The sequence below is a fragment of the Paraburkholderia caffeinilytica genome (assembly GCF_051027425.1).
In the GTDB taxonomy this organism is placed as follows: Bacteria; Pseudomonadota; Gammaproteobacteria; order Burkholderiales; family Burkholderiaceae; genus Paraburkholderia; species Paraburkholderia caffeinilytica_A.
This window is the reverse complement of sequence record NZ_CP186553.1, coordinates 2,463,010-2,480,313: the sequence shown is the minus strand read 5'-3', so window position 1 is coordinate 2,480,313 and position 17,304 is coordinate 2,463,010. Positions and strand designations below refer to the sequence as shown.

Sequence of the window (17,304 nt, the reverse complement as noted above, 5' to 3'; positions counted from 1 at the left end):
ACAGACGAATGGTTTTTTTCACACCGCTTGCGCAGTCGCGATGCGCGGGTGATAACGCGATGGCGAAATCTGCACAATGGCATGGCATCGATGAAAAAAAACGAGGTCGAAGCGTGTGGCGTTCGACCTCGTCGCCGGGCATTTGTAGAAAACGCTCGTAGAAAACGTGATGCTGGATTAGTGCTTGCGCAGCGGATGATCCTTCAGAAGCCACGCGAGCGCAAAGGCCAGCACGACGACGCAGGCTGCCGAGAGATACACGAGGTGCAACGCGCCGGCAAACGCCTGTAGATAGTCGCTACGCAACGCTTCAGGCAACTGGTGAATGGCAGCAGGTCCGAGCGCGTGCGGCAATTCGGTGTCGGGCGGAATCAGCTTTTCCAGGCGCGCGGCGAGGCCGTTCGAAAACACCGCACCAAAAGCGGCCACGCCGATCGAGCCGCCAATCGAACGGAACAGCGTCGCGCCCGAAGTGGCGACGCCCATGTGCTTGAACTCGACCGTATTCTGCACGGCGAGAATCAGCACCTGCATCACCATGCCGAGACCGCAGCCGAGAATGCCCATGTCGATATACATCACATGAATCGGCGTGTTGATCTCCAGGCGTGCGAGCAACACCATCGCCACGGTCACGAGGAACGTGCCGGCGATCGGGAACATGCGGTACTTGCCGATCTTGCTGATCAAACGGCCGGTTACCATCGACATCACGAACAGGCCGCCCATCATCGGCAACATCTGCATGCCGGCTTCCGTCGGTGTCGAGCCTTTGACCACCTGCAGATAAAGCGGCAGGAAAGTGACCGAGCCGAACAGCGACACGCCGATGATGAAGCCGATCAGACTGCTCAGCAAAAACGTGCGCTGTTTGAAGAGCTCGAGCGGCATGATCGGTTCGACGGCCGTGCGTTCTTCGTGGATGAAACCCCAGATCGACACCAGCCCCATCCCCAGCGTGAACCACAATTGCGGCGACGACCACGGCAGGATCGTGCCGCCCTGGCTCGTGAACAGGATGATGCAGGTGAGGGCGCCGGCGAGAAACGCAGCGCCCATGTAGTCGATGGTGTGCTTCACATGCTGCACGTGCGGTTTGAAGACCGCGCCGATTACGGCCAGCGAAATGATGCCGAGCGGCAGGTTGATGTAGAAAATCCAGCGCCACGACAGGTGTTCGACGAGAAAGCCGCCGAGTAGCGGCCCGACCACCGTTGCGAGACCGAACACGCCGCCGAACACACCCTGGTAGCGGCCACGCTCGGCCGGGGGAATCACGTCTGCGATAGCGGCCATGGTCACGACCAGCAGACCGCCGCCGCCGAGCCCTTGCAACGCGCGCAGCACGATCAACTGGGTCATGTTCTGCGCGACGCCGCATAGCGCTGAGCCGGCGAGGAACACGACGATCGCTGTCTGCAACACGATCTTGCGGCCGAACAGATCGCCGAATTTGCCGTACAGCGGCACGACGATGGTCGAGCTGAGCAGGTAGGCGGTCACCACCCATGACAGGTTATTGAGCCCGCCAAGTTCGCCGACGATGGTCGGCAGCGCGGTCGAGACGATCGTCTGATCGAGCGCGGCGAGCAGCATGACCAGCAGCAACGCCGGAAACAGCAGACGGATCGGCGGGTGGTCGGCTGCCGGCGTGCCGGGCTGGGCATCTGGCTGCATCAGCCCGTTGGGTTGAGTCGTTGTCGATTGATCCATGGCATGGGGGCATTGAAATTAATTAATTCAGAGATTAATATATGCGACATCGTATCGCTCGTCAAACTGAATGCAATGGCAAGGATTCCGTCAGATGAACAGGAAGTGAAGCGCGCGCCGCGTAGCGCGGCCAGCGTGAAGGCGCCAAGGCCTTCGAAACCGGCGTCGGCCGCCATGGGAGATTCCGCGAACGCCGCGCCGCCCGCACCCGCACCCGCACCCGCACCCGCACCCGCACCCGCACCCGCACCCGCACCCGCGCGGCGGCCCGGCAGGCCTTCGGGTTCGGCGCGTGGTCCGGAACAGCGCCGCCGCCTGCTGGACGCCGCGCTCGCCTTGTTCGCGCGGCAGGGCATCGTCGATACCACGCTTGGGGAGATTGCCCGCGAGGCGGGTTTCACGCCGGCGATGATGCATTACTACTTCAAGACGCGCGATCAACTGCTCGACGTGCTGATCGACGAGCGCTTCGCTCCACTACGTGCGGCGCTCGGCATGCCGTTTCAGGAGCATCCCGACGATCCGGTGGCAGCGATCACGCAACTCGCGCGGCGTTTGGTGCGGGTGGCGAGCGACAACCCGTGGTTTCCGTCGCTGTGGGTGCGCGAAGTGATTAGCGACAGCGGTCTGCTGCGGCAGCGCATGCATGAACGCTTCGGCAACGCGCATCAGAAGGCGTCGCTGTCAGCCATTGCGCGCTGGCAAAAGGAAGGGCGTCTGAATGCGGGGCTGGAGCCGTCGCTGGTATTCGTCACACTGCTAGGTCTGACGATTTTGCCGCTGGCCACCTCGAAGCTGTGGCGCAACGATCCCGTGCGGCGCAATATCGGCGGCGAGGAGATCGCCCGGCACGCGGTGGCGTTGCTGGTGCAGGGTGTCGGTCCCGGCAAGGCGGACTGACCCATTACTGATTGACTCAAGATTACGTTTCTACCACCACCTTTCCGTCATACGCGGCCTTCGTCTTCCCGTACGGCAGGTAATTAATTTAATTGCCGGGAGAAGCCGCGCCGCGCTCCCACGAAAACGCCGAGGCACGCAACCTGCTACCGGAGGGGTGGATGCGAACGCCGCACGAGAGACGCAACAGGACCGGTGTCGCAAAAAAACACGATTTCAGAGAGGACGCAGGGTGGGCAGGGCTATGCACATGGGTTTGCATCGGCTGCCGCGGCGAATCGGATGTCGGCATCTGTCTGCCAGGGCATTGGCGTCGCGGGCCGGTTTTTCATTGGCTTGCAATTTTGGCGCGTTACTGTGCGCACGCGTTGCGTTCAGGCCATGTTTTACAATCGCGGGCCCGCATGCAACTCAGCGCATGAAATCGAGTCGGAACCATGAACAGCAAGACCGCAGCCGCGCAAACCGGCGGCAAACAGCAGGGCGATACATTGGCCGCGTCTGATGGCCTAACCGGTTTTTTAGAGCAACAACGGAACATGAACGGAGCATTGAGACTCGATCAGACCACGATCGTGCTCGTCGAAGACGACCCGGATAGCCGGGAATCATTGGCGTTGTTACTCGAGGCAGAAGGGGCGCATGTCGTCGCGGTGGCGGATGCGGAAGAAGGCGTCGAAACGGCGCTGCGACTTTTACCTGACGCGGTGGTGTGCGACCTCGATTTGCCGGCCATGGATGGTTTTTATCTGATCCAGCGGCTGCGTGATCACGAGATTCGCGGTGATCACGCGCCTTCGGTGGCCGTGGCGCTCACCGGCCATACCGACGACGCCTACCGCTTGCGCAGCATCGGCGAAGGCTTCCAGCATTTCATGACCAAGCCGGCATTGCCGGAAGACCTCGTGACGTTGTTGCGCGACGCGATCGACGCTCGCGCGGCGGGCTGATGCGCCTCACAGGCGGGTGACGGTTTCTTGCCGCGGTATCTCCAGCGGCAAGCTTTCGCGGAGCGCGCAGCAGAAACGGTCTTTCTGCAATCAGATTGCGAATCTGATTGCCGGCGCCGCTGTTATTTTGCGGCGGCGACCGGTGTTGCGGCACCGGCACTGGCGGCTTCCGCTGTCTGACACGCGGAACACAATCCCTTCAATTCGATTTCGTCGCTGGCAAGGCGGTAGCCGGCGTCTTCGATTTGCGCGACGAGCGCCTGACGCAGCTTGGGCTGATGCAACTCGGTGACATTGCCGCATTGCTGGCAGACCACCAGAATGCCATGCTGACATTGCGTCAGGTCGTGGCAAACGGTGAACGCATTGATCGATTCGATCCGGTGCACGAGCCCGGCCGTGAGCAGAAAGTCCAGTGCCCGGTAAACCGTGGGTGGCGCCGAGCCGGGATGGATCTGGCGCATGTCGTCGAGCAACGAATAGGCTTTGGTGGCGCGCCCCGAATTCAGCAGCAATTCGAGCACTTTGCGGCGGATCGGCGTGAGTTTTTCGCCGCGTTCGCGGCAATATTCTTCCGCGAGAGTCAGGGCGGCTTCCTGCGATTCACCGTGCCCACCGTGCATGTGCCCCGGCTCATGATGAGCGGAGGCGGCAGGGGTGAATTTGTCGGCGGTGGCGGGCTTGGCGGTCTTCATGCGTCGATTATAAAGGCCATCGTGCTTTGCTGTGCCGGCGTGCGGCACGCCGCGTTCCGGTCGCTGCTGGGCGCCACCGGGCGGCGTGACGAGGTCACAGGCCGCGGGTGGCTTACGTCGGGCCTAATTTGGAACCTAATTTAGTGCCTAAGTTGAAACCTAAGTTGGAACTTAAGTCAGCGGAAAATCGACGTATTTCCTGAAGCCCGCGCGCGTCGCAATCCGCGAATACCAGCGTTCCAGGTTCGGCAATGGGGGCCGTTCCACGCCATCCAGCCCGAACCAGCGTTTCGCGTACGAGCCGATCACGATATCGGCGAGCGTGAAATTATCGCCTTCGAGGAAGAAGCGGCCTTGCAGATGGTTGTCTAGCAGGCGCCACAGCAGCGTGACCGCGGCGAAGTCGGTGGCGAGTCTGGCGGCGTCTCGCTCGGCGGCCGGCGTGCGCACGAGAGCCCAGAACACAGGCTTTTCCGCGGGTTGCAGCGTGGTGAGCGACCAGTCGAGCCAGCGGTCGATGCTGGAACGCAGTTTCGGCTCGGACGGATACAGGAGGCTCGATTCGCCGTATTGCAGCACCAGATAGCGCAGGATCGAGTTTGATTCCCACAGCACGAAGCCGTCGTCGACCAGCGTCGGAATCTTGGCCGTCGGGTTCATTGCCAGGTAGTCGGGCTCGTTGTTGCGCCCGAATTGCAGGCCCGCGTCAATGCGTTCGTACGGCAGCACCAGTTCGTCGCAACACCACAAGACTTTCTGTACGTTGACCGAGTTGGCGCGTCCCCAGATCGTGATCATCCGGCAAATCCTTTTCTTTATGCTTACAGTTGGCAAGCCGCGTGAGGCACGCGGCGTTCAACCAGCAACGATACACGATGCACATGGGTTTGCGCGGCGCCGGCCTGCAATCGGCCGCTTGCGGTGTTGGCCGAAGCGTGGCCGAAGCAGGGGCCAAAGCTCGGGTCGAAGCGCGACCTGACCGCAGTCTGAATGTGGCTTGAACGCGACCTAAGCGCGGTCAAAGCACCGCCCCATTCGAAGCCCATTCGAAGCCCATTCGAAGCCCGAACGAAGCCCGAACGAAGCCCGAATGCCGGCCGAACCACCATGCCGGCAATACGCGGGCGTTGCGTACAATAAGCGCACCCGAATACGACGAGGCACCGTATGGCCCGCATTGTCCCCGACGACTGGAAGAGCCTCGCCGCCACCGGCGCGGCGGCACGCGAACGCGAAACGCTCGCGTTGCTGGAAGACGCGCTGCCCGATGGCTACACCGTCTATCACGGCGTGCACTGGACCCGCCTGAATCAGAATTTTTCGGTGTTCGGCGAGGCGGACTTTGTGATCGTCAGCCCGGCCGGGCGCGTGATGATCGCCGAGCAGAAAACCGGCTTTCTGCGCGAAACGCCAAAGGGGCTCGTCAAGGTCTATCTTCAGACGGAACGCAATGTGGCGATCGCGCTCGCGCACACCGTCGAAACGCTGCACCGGCGCTTCACCGCGGCGTTCGGCGCGGGCACGTATTTCATCGAAGAACTGCTGTATTGCCCGGACCACATCGTCAAGGATGCCGCGATTGCGGGCGTGAATCCCGCGCGGATCGTCGACGCGACGCGTAAGGACCGGCTGGCCGCGATCATCCGCGAAGCCTTGCCAGCCGACGAATCGCGCCTCGCCTGTGCACCGAAAATCCACCACTTCTTCGCCGACGAACTCGCGCTCACGCCTGACGCCAGCGCCCTGGTCGGCCAGGCCGGCACGCTCGTCACGCGGCTCGCGGGCGGCCTCGCGAGCTGGGCGCGGCGGCTCGAATTTTCGCCGTTCCGGCTGCGCGTGATCGGCACGGCCGGTTCCGGTAAAACACAACTGGCGGTGCAGGTGATGAAAGACGCGGTGGGGCGCGGGCAAAGGCCGTTGTATGTGTGTTTCAACCGGCCGCTCGCGGATCACATCGCGCGGGTCGCGCCCCCCGAGGCGAAGGTGGCGAATTATCACCAGCTATGCGACTGGATCGCGCGCGACGCGGGCCGCGAGCCGGATTTCCAGTCCGGCAACGTCTTCAGTCAGCTTGAAACGACTTTCGCCGAAACGCCGATCGACGCGCGCTGGCAATTCGACGTGCTGATCGTCGACGAAGGGCAGGATTTTCAGCAGCCGTGGGTGGCGGCACTCGAGCGTCTGTTGCGGCCGGGCGCCGCGTGGTGGTGGCTCGAAGACCCGCTGCAGAATCTGTATATGCGCGAGCCGGTCGAGTTGCCCGGCTGGACCACGCTGAAAGAGACCACCAACTATCGCAGTCCGCGCGACATTCTCGATTATGTGCGCGACGTGGTCGGCGCTTCGGTGCCGGTCGCGGCGGGTCTGGCGTCGGGCAGTCCGTTCGACGGCTCCGATATCTCGGTCTCCGTCTACGACGAAGCGAATGCCGCCGAAGGCAGCATCGAGGCGACCAAGCGGGCGATCACGCAGGCGTTGTCGCTCGGTTTTCGCAAACAGGACATTGCGGTGCTTTCGTTTCGCGGCCGCGAAGGTTCGGCGATGACCGCGCAGGATCATCTCGGCCCGCATCGGCTGCGCAGTTTTACAGGGAAGTACGATCTGTTCGGCAACCCGGAGTATCGCGAAGGAGATGTGCTGTTCGAGTCGATCTATCGCTTCAAGGGACAGGCGGCGCCGTGCGTGATTCTCACTGAAGTCGACTTCGATACGTTCGACGAGCGCATTGCGCGCAAGCTATTCGTCGGCGCCACGCGCGCGACGATGAAGCTGATCATCGTCGCTTCGCAACGGGCCGCGGCGCATCTGCGTTTGCGGGACGGTAAAGAGGGTAAAGAGGGTAAAGAGCTCAGGGAAGCCAAAGAGCTCAGAGAGGCGAAAGAAGCTTAGCGCCTGTTTGGAAGAATGTGCGTGCCGGAACCGATGCGCCAAGGTGCGCACGCGATTTCACGCACACACGCACGGACACGAGCGAACGCCGTCAAGTCCACGCGCGCGCACCCACCAGCATCCCGGTTTGCGTAGCCGCGTCCCACCAGATCACGCGCAGAAGCGGCGCCTGTTGCGCGATCAGCAGCGCCTGCACCGGATCGCTCTCGACAAAATGCGTGACGCCGCCGTGCAATGCCGCCGCAGCCTTGTGAGCGGCGGCGCCGGCGGGACTTTCGTCGTGCGTGCCGGGCGTGCGCATCACCAGTTGCATATGGCCGAAGCCGTGCCGCGCGAGCCACGCTTCGGTGCGCGCGCGATCCGCTTCCGGCCGGCCGGTGATGATGGTGCGAACGCGTTGCAGATCGATCTCCGGCAGCATCTCGAACGGCAGCAGCGCGTCGCGTTCGGCGAGCGCCGCGGCCAGATCCTCGTCGTAGCGCGCGAGCGGCACGTCGGGCAGCAGAATGCCGTCGAGGTCGATCGCGTAGGTGGCGTATTCGTGATCGTCGGCCATGGCGGGCGCGGCGCCCGCTTGCACACGCTCCCAGTCCTCGCGATAGCGCTCGGTGTAGGCCTGGCGTTCCCACGGAAACAGCGCGAAATAGCCACGGGCGTCGATCGCGTAGTCGGGTTGCGTGCGGCTCAGGTCGTCGACCGCGGCGGTCAGCGTTCTGACCTCGAGGTCATGCTGCTGAAGGAACGCGATGCAGTCGGTCAGCGTAAAGCCGCGCCCCGCGATGTCCTCGCATAGCAGCACTTTCGAGCCCGCAGGCGGGATCGGCAGCGTCGAATCCCAGGCGACGGTGCGCGACTGGCGGTCGTATCGAAGGAAGGCGACGGGCGTGCCGGCCGCATGCGAAACCATCAGCGCAAGCGGCGCGCCGCCACGCAGAATGCCGATCGCCATGGTGAAACACTCCGCCAGCAACGCGGGTTGCAGCGATTCGATCCAGTGATCGAGTTGTTCGTACGTCAGGGGCAAAACCGGCTTGTTCATGACTCTCGGGGCGTCGCGGTGCGCGCGTAGGACAGATGTCCCGTAGACGGAGAGCGGCGCGCAGCGCAGTGCGGCGGCAGGTCCCCGTTTTTGAGACAAAGAATTTTGGCGATATTATGCCTGCGGTTGAAGGTCGCGCGTCGGGGTGACGCGCGCCGCCGGACTGGGCGTGTCGCAAAGACGGCCGCCGCGGCGGGAAAAGAGCAGCGGCGAGGGCGCTGCAGGTTCGCTGGCAGGTTGAGCCGGCGCAGCGCGGCCGCCCGCAAAATAACAAACGATGGAATGACCAGACAGATGAACAAAGTAAGCGCAGCGGTGGATGGCCGGAAAGGTGTGTGCAGGGGTGCATGGTGGGGAGTGGGCCTGATCCTCGCGCTCGCCGCGTGGAGCGTGCAGGCACAGGCGGAGTCGTTGCCGTTGTCGCTCGATGTGAAAGGCAAAATCAGCAGGACCAACGACGCGGCACACCATCTGTATCACTTCACCGAGGCACAACTGCTCGCGCTGCCGGTCCATTCGATCACGACCGCCACCACCTGGACGCCGCGTTCCACCTTCACAGGACCGCTGCTGGCGGATATCCTGAAGACAGTCGGCGCATCCGGCAGCGCAGTCGAGATCCATACGCTCGACGACTATACCTACACCATTCCGGTGTCGGACTGCGATCGCTACGGCGTGGTCGTTGCGTACAGCATGAACGGCCAGCGCCTGAAGATCAGCGACTTCGGGCCGCTGTTTCTTATCTATCCGCGCGACGCGTTCCCCGATGAACTCATGGGCGCGGCGGGCGATTCGAAATTCGTATGGCAGATCAAGGCACTCATCGTCAAATAACGCGCCGCCCGTGGCGTCGTGTTCTCTATGTACTGATCTGGCTGACCGCACTCGCGGCGCCGGCCGGCGCAATCGGCTATCTGTTGTACGCGAACCTGCTCAATCCGCGCGCTACCGAGCAGCTGACCGGTCAGTACGACGGCTTCTATTGGGACGCCGCGCAACTGCAGATCGCCTACGCGCGTTTCGAAAACCAGCTGCTGCTGTATCAATCCGGCGTCGACGACGACTATCCGCGGCTCATGCTGCGCTACCAGTTGCTGCAGTCGAAGCTGCACGTGATGGCCGGTTCGACGCGCCGGCTGACCACGCAGCTCGCGCTGCTGCAACGGCAACTGGACGAAATCCAGTCGATCGATCATCTGCTGGACGGGATTGAGCCTGAGGTCGACGCCTTGCAGAAGGACCGCAGCCGCGCCGATCAGATCGTGGTGGAGTTGCGCCAGCATTGGAATGAAGTCAACGATCTCGCGTTGAGCCGCCGTTTCGCCGACGTGGCCGACCGGGAGGCGATGAACCGCGATTTCATCGACAAGCGCCGCATGCTGTTCGCGGGCGGCCTGTTGCTGCTGTTGCTGTCCGCGGCCGCGACCACGCTGCTGGTGTTCAACGGCCGGCGCCGCACCCGCCTGATGCATCAGCAGCACGCGGCGCTCGAAGCGGAACATCAGGCGAGCCGCGCGGCGCGCGAGGCGAGTCTCGCGAAAGACGCCTTTCTCGGCATGATCAGCCACGAACTGCGCACGCCCTTGCATGCGATCGTGTCGTCGATCGAATTGCTGGGCTTCAACTATCACTCGGAAGCCGACCGCAAGGTCATCCAGCGGCTCGAAACCGCAGGACGGCATCTGGAAGCGCAGATGAAAGACCTGACCGACTATGCGCGCCTCGGCGCCGGCAAGCTCGAATTGCGTCACGAGCATTTCGAGCCGCGCGAGCTGCTGGCGTCGATCGTCGACGAACACGCGATGTCGGCCGCCGCGCGCGGTCTCAAGCTGGAAAGCGAGGCGAGCGGCATGAGCGGCCTGGTCGATTCCGATCCGCATCGTATCCGTCAGATCGTCAACAACCTGGTCACCAACGCGATCCGTTACACCGAAACCGGCACGGTGCGCGTGCAACTGAGGCAGCGGCCGACAGTGCTGATTTTCGTCGTCAGCGATACGGGGCCGGGCGTGCCGCACGCGCAGATTCCGCTGATCTTCCAGGAGTTCACGCAGCTTGACGCGTCGCGCACGCGCCGCTTCGAGGGCGCCGGGATGGGGCTCACGATCGTGCAGGGGCTGGTCAGGCTGTTCGGCGGCACGGTCGAAGTGGCGAGCACGGTGGGCGAGGGCACGACCTTTACGGTGACGATCCCGGTCACACCGGTCGCGGCAAGCGCGCCGGCCGGGGTGGCGGCGCAGGCCGAACCGGGCGGCGCGCGCCCGTGCGTCCTGATCGTCGACGACAACCGGTTGATTCGCGAGTCGCTCAACGAAATGGTCGCGCACATGAATTTCGATGCACACGCCGTCTCCAATGCCGACGACGCGCTCGCGTGGCTCGACGCGCATCGCTGTGACGTGGTGTTGCTCGATCTGCATATGCCGGATCGCGACGGTTATACGTTTCTCGCGGATTTCGCGGCACGTGGGGGGCCGTCGTCGGGTGTTCCGGTGATCGTGGTGAGTGCGTATGCGCCGGAGGCGGCGAATGGGGGCGGTGCGGCGGGGGAAGACGGAGAAGCGGGAGAAGCCGGCTTGCAGCCGTTTTTCGAAGCGTTGTTAAAGCCAGTACATTACGAGGAACTGCGCAACGCGTTGCAGCGTGCTTTGACTTCGCGGTATACGGTGTGAGGTGACGCCTGGCAGGCGCAGATGGAGGAGGGCTCAGCCTGAGCACACACCTTCAACCGCTTGCCGGCTCGTCAGGGCCGGTTCAGTCGTTTGGACAGATCGGCGACCAGGATCGCCATGCGCGCGGGCTTTTCATAGCACGCGACGTCGTGATTGCGGATGACCTCGCTGATCTCCGATTCGCTGGCCTTGCCGGTCAGCAATTCGCCGGTCAGGACGAAAATCGGCGCGTCCGGATTCTCCGAGGCACGCACCGCGCGGATCGCCGCCGCCGAGGTCTGCGAGCCGAACAGCCAGTCGATCACCACGCCGTCGAAGATCTGCGTTTGCAGTTGTTCGGCGAACGCCGCGAGCCCGTAGATCGCCACCGCCGCGAAACCGCTGCGCTCGAGATAGTCGCGCAGGTTGTCGGCGGAGGCCTGATCGTCGTCCACCACGGCGATGGTCGGCTTGTCGGTTTCGGCGCGGCGCGGATAGATCTCGATCTTGTGGACTTCGTACGCGCTTTGGTAGAGCGTGCCGTCGTGACGCGCCACGCGCCATTGGCCGAGCTTCGAGTACGCGACAAATTCAGCGCGGCTGCCCGGTTCGAGCGCGGCGCCGATCCATGCGGTGCAGGCCAGCTCGATCGCGCCGACGCAGAACAGCGCCTCCTGGGCGATGGCGCCGACCATGCCCGGATCGAGCGACTGCGCGCCGAATAGCTGAGCGGCAGGTTCGCCGAACACCTCGGCAACCTTTTTGATCTGCGAGAGGGTCCACGGGCTGTTGCCGCGCAGTTTGCGATGTCCCTGCGAAAAACTCAGATCGAGGATGCGGCACAGCTCAGTGGTTTGCTGGCGTTTACCGATTCCATGCCGGCTCATCAACTCGCGCACGCGCTCGGCGACTGCGATGGAGTCAGGTGAGTGTGTTTCGTTGGTCATACTGCGTGAGGGTCTGCCTTCTTGAAGGGTGGCTGGGGCCTGCGATACGGCACGCGCGGCGCGGCCATGCACAGGGATTCGCGTTGACGCGGCTACGCAGGGGACAGCAAATGTACCGTAAAAGGTCTTACGGTCCGTATTTCGGTATGACTGCCGCCGAGCCTGTCGGTGCGAGGTGCGAACAGACACATTCGGCGATCTTTTTATGCATTTAGCATTGGAAGTATTTTACCGGCTAACCGGGAATAGTCTGTAAGTAATTCCGATTGATTTTTTCCTCATTCTGCGGTTACACCGGCGGCATCTTGTCGAGCGTGGCCGCCGAGCTTTTCAGGCCTTTGAAAATCCGCTCGGCGACCTTGCCCGGAAACCGCTCGGGCAATTCGGCCGAGACCCGCGCGATGACCTCCGGCGTCTGTTCGATCAGCCGCTGGATCAACGGCTCGGCGTTCGCGCCGTACGAACACCTCGGCGCCATGGTGTTGAAATGGCGCCGCTGCACGTCGCGGAAGGCGTCGTGTTTGCTGCGCGACCACATCCCCATGGCGAGCCTGGCCTTGAACCATGACCACTGATTCGGGCCGTTGCCTTCCACCGGCCAGATCGACATCACGTCGTAAAGCGGCGTGAGACGGTACTGGCCGCCCGCCAGCAGGCGAATGCTGAAGTTCTTGGCGTGGCCGTCCGGCGCCGCCAGCATCCAGAACAGAATCTGGCTTGCCAGCAGCGTCTCGATGTCCTGTTGCGCCGCCACCGATTGCTGGAGAATCCGCGCGAGATCCAGCACGCCCGGACCGCCTTCGTTTTCGTACTTGCGATGCGACGGCACGCCGTACACCTGGCAGAAGTCTTCCTGCGGCAGGCGCAGCAGCCATTGCCCGCTCGAATGCAGTTGCCGGTCGAAGCGTTCGACGCTCAGCACCCGCTGCTTGCCGAACGTCATGATTTCGGTGTTGGCCACCGGCAGGCCGTAGGCGCGCAGGATTTGCAGACACAGCCATTCGTTTTCGACCGAGGTGCTGAGGTCGGCGAGCTTGTTGCCGACCAGCCCGAGCGGCAGCTTGAAAATGTGCGTGGTGGGCGTGGCGCCATGCGGACGTTGCCACTTGCCCTCGTGCCACAGCAGGGCGGTTTTCTCCTGCGCGCCGGCGAGCGAGATGCGGAAATCGTCCGCTTCGTCGCGTGCGCCCAGGGCGGGGCTGCTGACGGTGCGCGCCAGCATGGCCTCGATCTCGCTGTCGGAGAGCGGTGTGCCGTCGATGCGTTCGACGCCGTCCGGCGTGTCGTCTTCGGCCAGCAGTTGAACGGCGCCCACGCAATCGCGGCCGATGGCTTGCAGCAGGTCGAATGTATCGAGCGTATCGGTCTGGTAGCGCTGGGCGATGCGCTTTCTGATCGCCTCGCTGTCGGGCAGCAGATTGTCGAAGTAATTGAGCACCCGTGGCCCTTTGTGCGCCGCGTTGCTCGGTGTGAACGGCAGCGAGAGCGAAAGCGGCCGGCCCGCGGTCGAGGCGACCCACGCGGGATCGTAGGCGAACTCCATGGGGCCGCGGGTGGGCAGACGCCAGACGCCGACGCGTTCGCCGTTAGCCCATACCGAAAGCGCCCGCGAATGAGTTTGACGGCCCATGCTTACCACTCGATCAAAGGCGCCGGCTCAGGCACCGGCTGGTTCTTGTCGCGTACCTGCAATTGCAGGCCGTAGGCGCCGCACAGCGCCAGCAATTGTGCGAGAGTGAGGGCGGTGGCGTCGGTTTCCAGCGCCGAGATGCGGCTCTGGCTGACGCCGATGCGCGCGGCGGCTTCGGCCTGGGTGAGACCGGCCTGACGCCGGCCGGCGGCAAGCAGTTGGGCCATCTGGTTCGGCGTGGCGACGAAGTGGATCATGGCGAATTATCCGCGAGACGAATAAATGCACTTTATGCGTCTCACAGATATTTGTCAAATATTCGTATGACGCATATTTCCCAAATATCTGTCTGGCGAATAAATGCACAATATCTGTATTGCGAATAAATTCCGTCCGCCTGCGCTTCCGCCAGGATGGCCGTGTAGCATGTTGTGAAAACATGTTCTACCGACTCCGCCCGACTCATGAATCCACCGACGCTACGCCACACCGCTGTGCCGTACTACACGCAATGGGGCAGCCCCGACTGGGTGCGCCACATCGTCGAACAACAGGGCGATCCGTGTGACGATCCACACTGGCAACGCAGCGGTTTTGCCGACCCGGAACGTTACCGCTTCTGGGCCAAACGCCTGTGCGGTCTGACCTGCCTCGAATCCGCGCTCGACTACTGGCGCATCGAACATGCGCCGCGCGCCGCGCTGCTCGATGAAGCATTGCGTCACGGCGTATACCGGTTGCGCGACGACGGCGGCGTCGACGGTTTGATCTACCGGCCGTTCGCCGACTGGGTTGGCGAGGCATTCGGCATTCAGGTCGAAGTGCGGCCGCAGGTGCTGCTCGAAGAGATCGCTGTACGCATTGACGGCGACACGCTGGTGATCGTCTCGGTAAGCCCCGAGATCCGCTATCCGGAGCGGCCGAATCAAAGCCAGGGCGGTCATCTGATCCTGTTGCACGGGCGCGATCGCGATGGCGCATGGTTTCATAACCCGTCGGGCATTGCGCCTCACCAGGCGGACGCCTATTTGCCGTTCGCAACGATGGCGCGTTTCTACGCGGGGCGTGGCATGACGCTTACCCGTATCGTGCGTTAGGGCAGGTAGCGCGCGAGTCCACACATTGAATCGAACGCATCATTTCGCAAGGACAGGAAAAGCCCGCTTATGACTCACCCGACCACGCAGATCTTCGACGCTGCCGCCACCGCGCGGCTGATCCCATACGCGACGCTCGTCGACGCGTTGAAGCGCGCGAGCATTGACTACGCGCAGCAGCGCATTACGAGCCCCGAACGGCTTGTCGTGCCGCTCAACGAAGGCGGCATCATGCTGTCGATGCCGGCCACCGCGCCTGATCTCGCGATTCACAAACTGGTCAACGTGTGCGCGAGCAATCGACCGCGCGGCATCCCGACGATCCACGGCAAGGTGATGGCTTTCGACGCCGATACCGGCGAGACGCTCTTCATCCTCGACGGCCCGACGGTAACCGGACGGCGCACGGCGGCGATGTCGATGCTCGGCGTACACACTTTCGCGCCGGCAGGGCCGCGCGAATTCCTGCTGATCGGCACCGGTACGCAGGCCGTGAACCATCTGGAAGCGATTGGCGAATTGTTCCCCGACGCACGCGTGTGGGTGAAGGGCAGTGCGCCCGCGCGGGCCGAAGCGTTTTGCGCCGCGCACCGCGGCAAGGCGCACGAGCTGCGAGCGCTGCCGCAGCCCGACGCTGCGCTGCCCGATTCGATCGACGTGGTAATCGCGCTGACCACCAGCAAACAGGCCGTCTACGACGAAGCAGCACGGGCGGACCGGCTCGTGATCGGCGTTGGCGCGTTCACGCCGGCCATGGTCGAGATCGGCGCGCACACGATTGCAGGCAGCGCGCTGTTCGTCGACGACGAAGCCGGCGCGCGGCATGAAGCCGGCGATTTCATCCAGGCCGGCGTCGATTGGGCACAGGTCGGCGGAATTGCCGCAGTGGTGGAAAACGTCGCTTTGTTGCCGCAGGAAAAACCGGTCGTCTTTAAAAGCGTCGGTTGCGCGGCCTGGGATCTGGCGGCCTGCCGCGTGGCGCGCGAAGCCTTGTCAGGCGGCTGATCGCGGACCGTTTGTAGCGCCCGGCGCCCGCCGGTTCGCCGGTCCTGGTTGGCATCTTGCGACAACCTGCGGCACATGTTGCCGTGCAAACAATCTCAAAACGTTGCACCATAGGCGTTTGCCAGAAAAAGCGCCGGTCCGCCGGCGTTTTTTGCCCTTTGTCCTTGACGACGCCTATCACCACGCTGCGACCGCGCTATGACGACCCACCACGCTTCTGCCACCCCCGACCTGCCGCTCGACATGATCATCTTCGGCGGCACCGGCGATCTGTCGTTCCGCAAGCTGCTGCCCGCGCTTTACATGGCGCATCTGCACTGCAATCTGCCGCCGGACACCCGCATTCTCACGATCGGCCGCAAGCCGTGGTCGCGTGAGGAATACATCAACGAATTCATGGAAGCGAAGGCGAAGCCCTTCATCGAAAAGAAAGCGTTCGATAGTGCCGCCTGGGACAAATTCCTGGCGCTGTTCGAGTACGTGCGCATGGATGTCGACTCGGTCGAGGACTACCAGCGTCTGAAGGACGTGTCGCGCGAAGGTGTGCGGCGCGTGTTCTATCTCGCGACTTCGCCGGATCTGTTCACGAACATTTGCGACAACCTGTCGGCGGCGGGCCTGGTCGACGGGAATTCGCGGGTGGTGCTGGAGAAACCGCTGGGTCACGATCTGGCGTCCGCGCAGGAGATCAATACGGCGGTCGGCAAGCATTTCAGCGAAGCGCAGATCTACCGGATCGACCACTACCTCGGCAAGGAAACCGTGCAGAACCTGATGGTGCTGCGCTTCGGCAATCCGATTTTCGGCCCGCTGTGGCAGGCGCCGTATATCAAGAGCGTGCAGATCACGGTGGCGGAAACGGTCGGCGTGGGCAGCCGCGCGGGTTTCTACGACAAGACCGGCGCGCTGCGCGACATGGTGCAGAACCACTTGCTGCAATTGCTGTGCATCGTTGCCATGGAACCGCCGGTATCGCTCGATCCGGATGCGGTGCGTGACGAAAAGCTCAAGGTGCTGCGTTCGCTGCGGCCCATGACGCCCGAGGACATCGCGCGCGATACCGTACGCGGTCAATACACCGCGGGCGCCGTGGACGGCGAGGCTGTGAAGGGCTATCAGGAAGAAGACAACGTGCCGGCCGGCAGCCGCGCCGAGACTTTCGTCGCGTTGCGCGCGCATATCAACAACTGGCGCTGGGCCCACGTGCCGTTTTTCCTGCGCACCGGCAAGCGGATGCAGAAGAAGGTGTCGGAGATCGTCATCGAGTTTTCCGAGTTGCCTTTCTCGATCATCCCGAACGGCAATAGCGGGCGCAACTACGGCAACCGGCTCGTGATCCAGTTGCAGCCCGAAGAGTCGATCCAGTTGCAGGTGCTGGCGAAAGAACCGGGCAGCGGCATGCACATGTTGCCGGTGAATCTGAATCTGGACTTGCAGCAGGCGTTCACCGAGCGTCGCGCGGAAGCGTACGAGCGTTTGCTGATCGACGTCATTCGCGGACGCCTCACGCACTTCATGCGCCGCGACGAACTCGAAGCGGCATGGGCTTGGGCCGAACCGATTCTGGAAGGCTGGAGCAAGTCGGGCGATAAGCCGCGTGCTTATACGGCAGGCTCGTTTGGCCCGGCTGCGTCGACGGCGCTGATGGCGCGTGAAAACGCCGTGTGGGCGGAAGAATCGCAGTAAGCGGAGCAGGCAGGCAAGTCAGGCGTCGGCGGTATGTCGACGCTTCGGAGTGTTTGTCCTGCACGAAAAAAGGCGGCCCGTTTTCACGGGCCGCCTTTT

At 63.1% G+C, this 17,304-nt stretch carries 16 protein-coding genes; 8 read left to right on the top strand and 8 right to left on the bottom strand.

The window, feature by feature from the left end; genetic code table 11:
* Positions 1-177: 177 nt before the first annotated feature.
* Positions 178-1,713, bottom strand: coding sequence for an MDR family MFS transporter (locus tag ACOSV0_RS31425; RefSeq protein ID WP_434111257.1), 1,536 nt, complete (start codon positions 1,711-1,713; stop codon positions 178-180).
* Positions 1,677-1,889: a hypothetical protein gene (locus ACOSV0_RS31420; RefSeq protein ID WP_434111255.1), complete on the bottom strand. Its 213-nt coding sequence runs from the start codon at positions 1,887-1,889 to the stop codon at positions 1,677-1,679. The genes ACOSV0_RS31425 and ACOSV0_RS31420 overlap by 37 nt, the downstream gene beginning before the upstream one ends.
* On the opposite strand from ACOSV0_RS31420, the gene ACOSV0_RS31415 reads away from it, so the two are divergent.
* Positions 1,888-2,613 (top strand): TetR/AcrR family transcriptional regulator, encoded by a 726-nt coding sequence (locus ACOSV0_RS31415; RefSeq protein ID WP_434111254.1) that lies wholly within the window; start codon positions 1,888-1,890, stop codon positions 2,611-2,613. The two genes, ACOSV0_RS31420 and ACOSV0_RS31415, sit on opposite strands and share 2 nt — an antisense overlap.
* A 437-nt stretch (positions 2,614-3,050) precedes the next feature.
* Complete coding sequence (locus tag ACOSV0_RS31410) at positions 3,051-3,563, top strand: response regulator (protein ID WP_434111252.1); 513 nt, start codon at positions 3,051-3,053, stop codon at positions 3,561-3,563.
* A gap of 122 nt (positions 3,564-3,685) precedes the next feature.
* Here the strand turns inward: ACOSV0_RS31410 and ACOSV0_RS31405 are convergent, their stop codons facing one another.
* Complete coding sequence (locus ACOSV0_RS31405; protein ID WP_434111250.1) at positions 3,686-4,258, bottom strand: Fur family transcriptional regulator; 573 nt, start codon at positions 4,256-4,258, stop codon at positions 3,686-3,688.
* A gap of 171 nt (positions 4,259-4,429) precedes the next feature.
* Positions 4,430-5,056, bottom strand: coding sequence for a glutathione S-transferase family protein (locus ACOSV0_RS31400; RefSeq protein ID WP_434111248.1), 627 nt, complete (start codon positions 5,054-5,056; stop codon positions 4,430-4,432).
* Positions 5,057-5,425: 369 nt separating this feature from the next.
* Here ACOSV0_RS31400 and ACOSV0_RS31395 point away from each other — a divergent pair, with 369 nt between their 5' ends.
* Positions 5,426-7,147 (top strand): ATP-binding domain-containing protein, encoded by a 1,722-nt coding sequence (locus ACOSV0_RS31395; protein WP_434111246.1) that lies wholly within the window; start codon positions 5,426-5,428, stop codon positions 7,145-7,147.
* A 91-nt stretch (positions 7,148-7,238) separates the two neighbouring features.
* Here the strand turns inward: ACOSV0_RS31395 and ACOSV0_RS31390 are convergent, their stop codons facing one another.
* Positions 7,239-8,186, bottom strand: a complete 948-nt coding sequence (locus ACOSV0_RS31390; RefSeq protein WP_434111243.1) for a phosphoribosyltransferase — start codon at positions 8,184-8,186, stop codon at positions 7,239-7,241.
* Positions 8,187-8,480: 294 nt separating this feature from the next.
* Here ACOSV0_RS31390 and ACOSV0_RS31385 point away from each other — a divergent pair, with 294 nt between their 5' ends.
* Both ACOSV0_RS31385 and ACOSV0_RS31380 read left to right on the top strand, forming a co-directional pair.
* Complete coding sequence (locus ACOSV0_RS31385) at positions 8,481-9,023, top strand: molybdopterin-dependent oxidoreductase (protein WP_434111240.1); 543 nt, start codon at positions 8,481-8,483, stop codon at positions 9,021-9,023.
* Positions 8,993-10,861: an ATP-binding response regulator gene (locus ACOSV0_RS31380; protein ID WP_434111238.1), complete on the top strand. Its 1,869-nt coding sequence runs from the start codon at positions 8,993-8,995 to the stop codon at positions 10,859-10,861. Before ACOSV0_RS31385 ends, ACOSV0_RS31380 begins: the two co-directional genes overlap by 31 nt.
* 71 nt (positions 10,862-10,932) lie before the next feature.
* Here the strand turns inward: ACOSV0_RS31380 and ACOSV0_RS31375 are convergent, their stop codons facing one another.
* From ACOSV0_RS31375 to ACOSV0_RS31365, 3 genes are all read right to left on the bottom strand, one after another.
* Positions 10,933-11,787 carry a helix-turn-helix domain-containing protein gene (locus ACOSV0_RS31375; RefSeq protein WP_434111235.1) on the bottom strand — a complete coding sequence of 285 codons (855 nt, stop codon included), beginning with the start codon at positions 11,785-11,787 and terminating at the stop codon, positions 10,933-10,935.
* Between the two features lie 289 nt (positions 11,788-12,076).
* Positions 12,077-13,417: a type II toxin-antitoxin system HipA family toxin gene (locus ACOSV0_RS31370; protein WP_434111234.1), complete on the bottom strand. Its 1,341-nt coding sequence runs from the start codon at positions 13,415-13,417 to the stop codon at positions 12,077-12,079.
* Between the two features lie 2 nt (positions 13,418-13,419).
* Positions 13,420-13,674 (bottom strand): helix-turn-helix transcriptional regulator, encoded by a 255-nt coding sequence (locus ACOSV0_RS31365; protein WP_434111232.1) that lies wholly within the window; start codon positions 13,672-13,674, stop codon positions 13,420-13,422.
* 207 nt (positions 13,675-13,881) lie between these two features.
* On the opposite strand from ACOSV0_RS31365, the gene ACOSV0_RS31360 reads away from it, so the two are divergent.
* The 3 genes from ACOSV0_RS31360 to zwf all read left to right on the top strand — a co-directional run bounded on the left by ACOSV0_RS31360 (position 13,882) and on the right by zwf (position 17,205).
* On the top strand, positions 13,882-14,514 hold the full coding sequence (locus ACOSV0_RS31360) for a C39 family peptidase (RefSeq protein WP_434111231.1): 633 nt from the start codon (positions 13,882-13,884) through the stop codon (positions 14,512-14,514).
* Between the two features lie 69 nt (positions 14,515-14,583).
* On the top strand, positions 14,584-15,519 hold the full coding sequence (gene lhpI, locus ACOSV0_RS31355; protein WP_434111230.1) for a bifunctional Delta(1)-pyrroline-2-carboxylate/Delta(1)-piperideine-2-carboxylate reductase: 936 nt from the start codon (positions 14,584-14,586) through the stop codon (positions 15,517-15,519).
* Between the two features lie 198 nt (positions 15,520-15,717).
* Entirely contained in the window at positions 15,718-17,205 is a 1,488-nt protein-coding gene (zwf, locus tag ACOSV0_RS31350) for a glucose-6-phosphate dehydrogenase (RefSeq protein WP_434111228.1), read from the top strand.
* Positions 17,206-17,304 lie beyond the last annotated feature (99 nt).

Bases quoted from the DNA above. Each gene is read 5' to 3' on its own strand.
- ACOSV0_RS31425 (WP_434111257.1), bottom strand. From the start codon at position 1,713: ATGGATCAATCGACAACGACTCAACCCAACGGGCTGATGCAGCCAGAT.
- ACOSV0_RS31415 (WP_434111254.1), top strand. From the start codon at position 1,888: ATGGGAGATTCCGCGAACGCCGCGCCGCCCGCACCCGCACCCGCACCC.
- ACOSV0_RS31420 (WP_434111255.1), bottom strand. From the start codon at position 1,889: ATGGCGGCCGACGCCGGTTTCGAAGGCCTTGGCGCCTTCACGCTGGCC.
- ACOSV0_RS31410 (WP_434111252.1), top strand. From the start codon at position 3,051: ATGAACAGCAAGACCGCAGCCGCGCAAACCGGCGGCAAACAGCAGGGC.
- ACOSV0_RS31405 (WP_434111250.1), bottom strand. From the start codon at position 4,258: ATGAAGACCGCCAAGCCCGCCACCGCCGACAAATTCACCCCTGCCGCC.
- ACOSV0_RS31400 (WP_434111248.1), bottom strand. From the start codon at position 5,056: ATGATCACGATCTGGGGACGCGCCAACTCGGTCAACGTACAGAAAGTC.
- ACOSV0_RS31395 (WP_434111246.1), top strand. From the start codon at position 5,426: ATGGCCCGCATTGTCCCCGACGACTGGAAGAGCCTCGCCGCCACCGGC.
- ACOSV0_RS31390 (WP_434111243.1), bottom strand. From the start codon at position 8,186: ATGAACAAGCCGGTTTTGCCCCTGACGTACGAACAACTCGATCACTGG.
- ACOSV0_RS31385 (WP_434111240.1), top strand. From the start codon at position 8,481: ATGAACAAAGTAAGCGCAGCGGTGGATGGCCGGAAAGGTGTGTGCAGG.
- ACOSV0_RS31380 (WP_434111238.1), top strand. From the start codon at position 8,993: ATGGCAGATCAAGGCACTCATCGTCAAATAACGCGCCGCCCGTGGCGT.
- ACOSV0_RS31375 (WP_434111235.1), bottom strand. From the start codon at position 11,787: ATGACCAACGAAACACACTCACCTGACTCCATCGCAGTCGCCGAGCGC.
- ACOSV0_RS31370 (WP_434111234.1), bottom strand. From the start codon at position 13,417: ATGGGCCGTCAAACTCATTCGCGGGCGCTTTCGGTATGGGCTAACGGC.
- ACOSV0_RS31365 (WP_434111232.1), bottom strand. From the start codon at position 13,674: ATGATCCACTTCGTCGCCACGCCGAACCAGATGGCCCAACTGCTTGCC.
- ACOSV0_RS31360 (WP_434111231.1), top strand. From the start codon at position 13,882: ATGAATCCACCGACGCTACGCCACACCGCTGTGCCGTACTACACGCAA.
- lhpI (WP_434111230.1), top strand. From the start codon at position 14,584: ATGACTCACCCGACCACGCAGATCTTCGACGCTGCCGCCACCGCGCGG.
- zwf (WP_434111228.1), top strand. From the start codon at position 15,718: ATGACGACCCACCACGCTTCTGCCACCCCCGACCTGCCGCTCGACATG.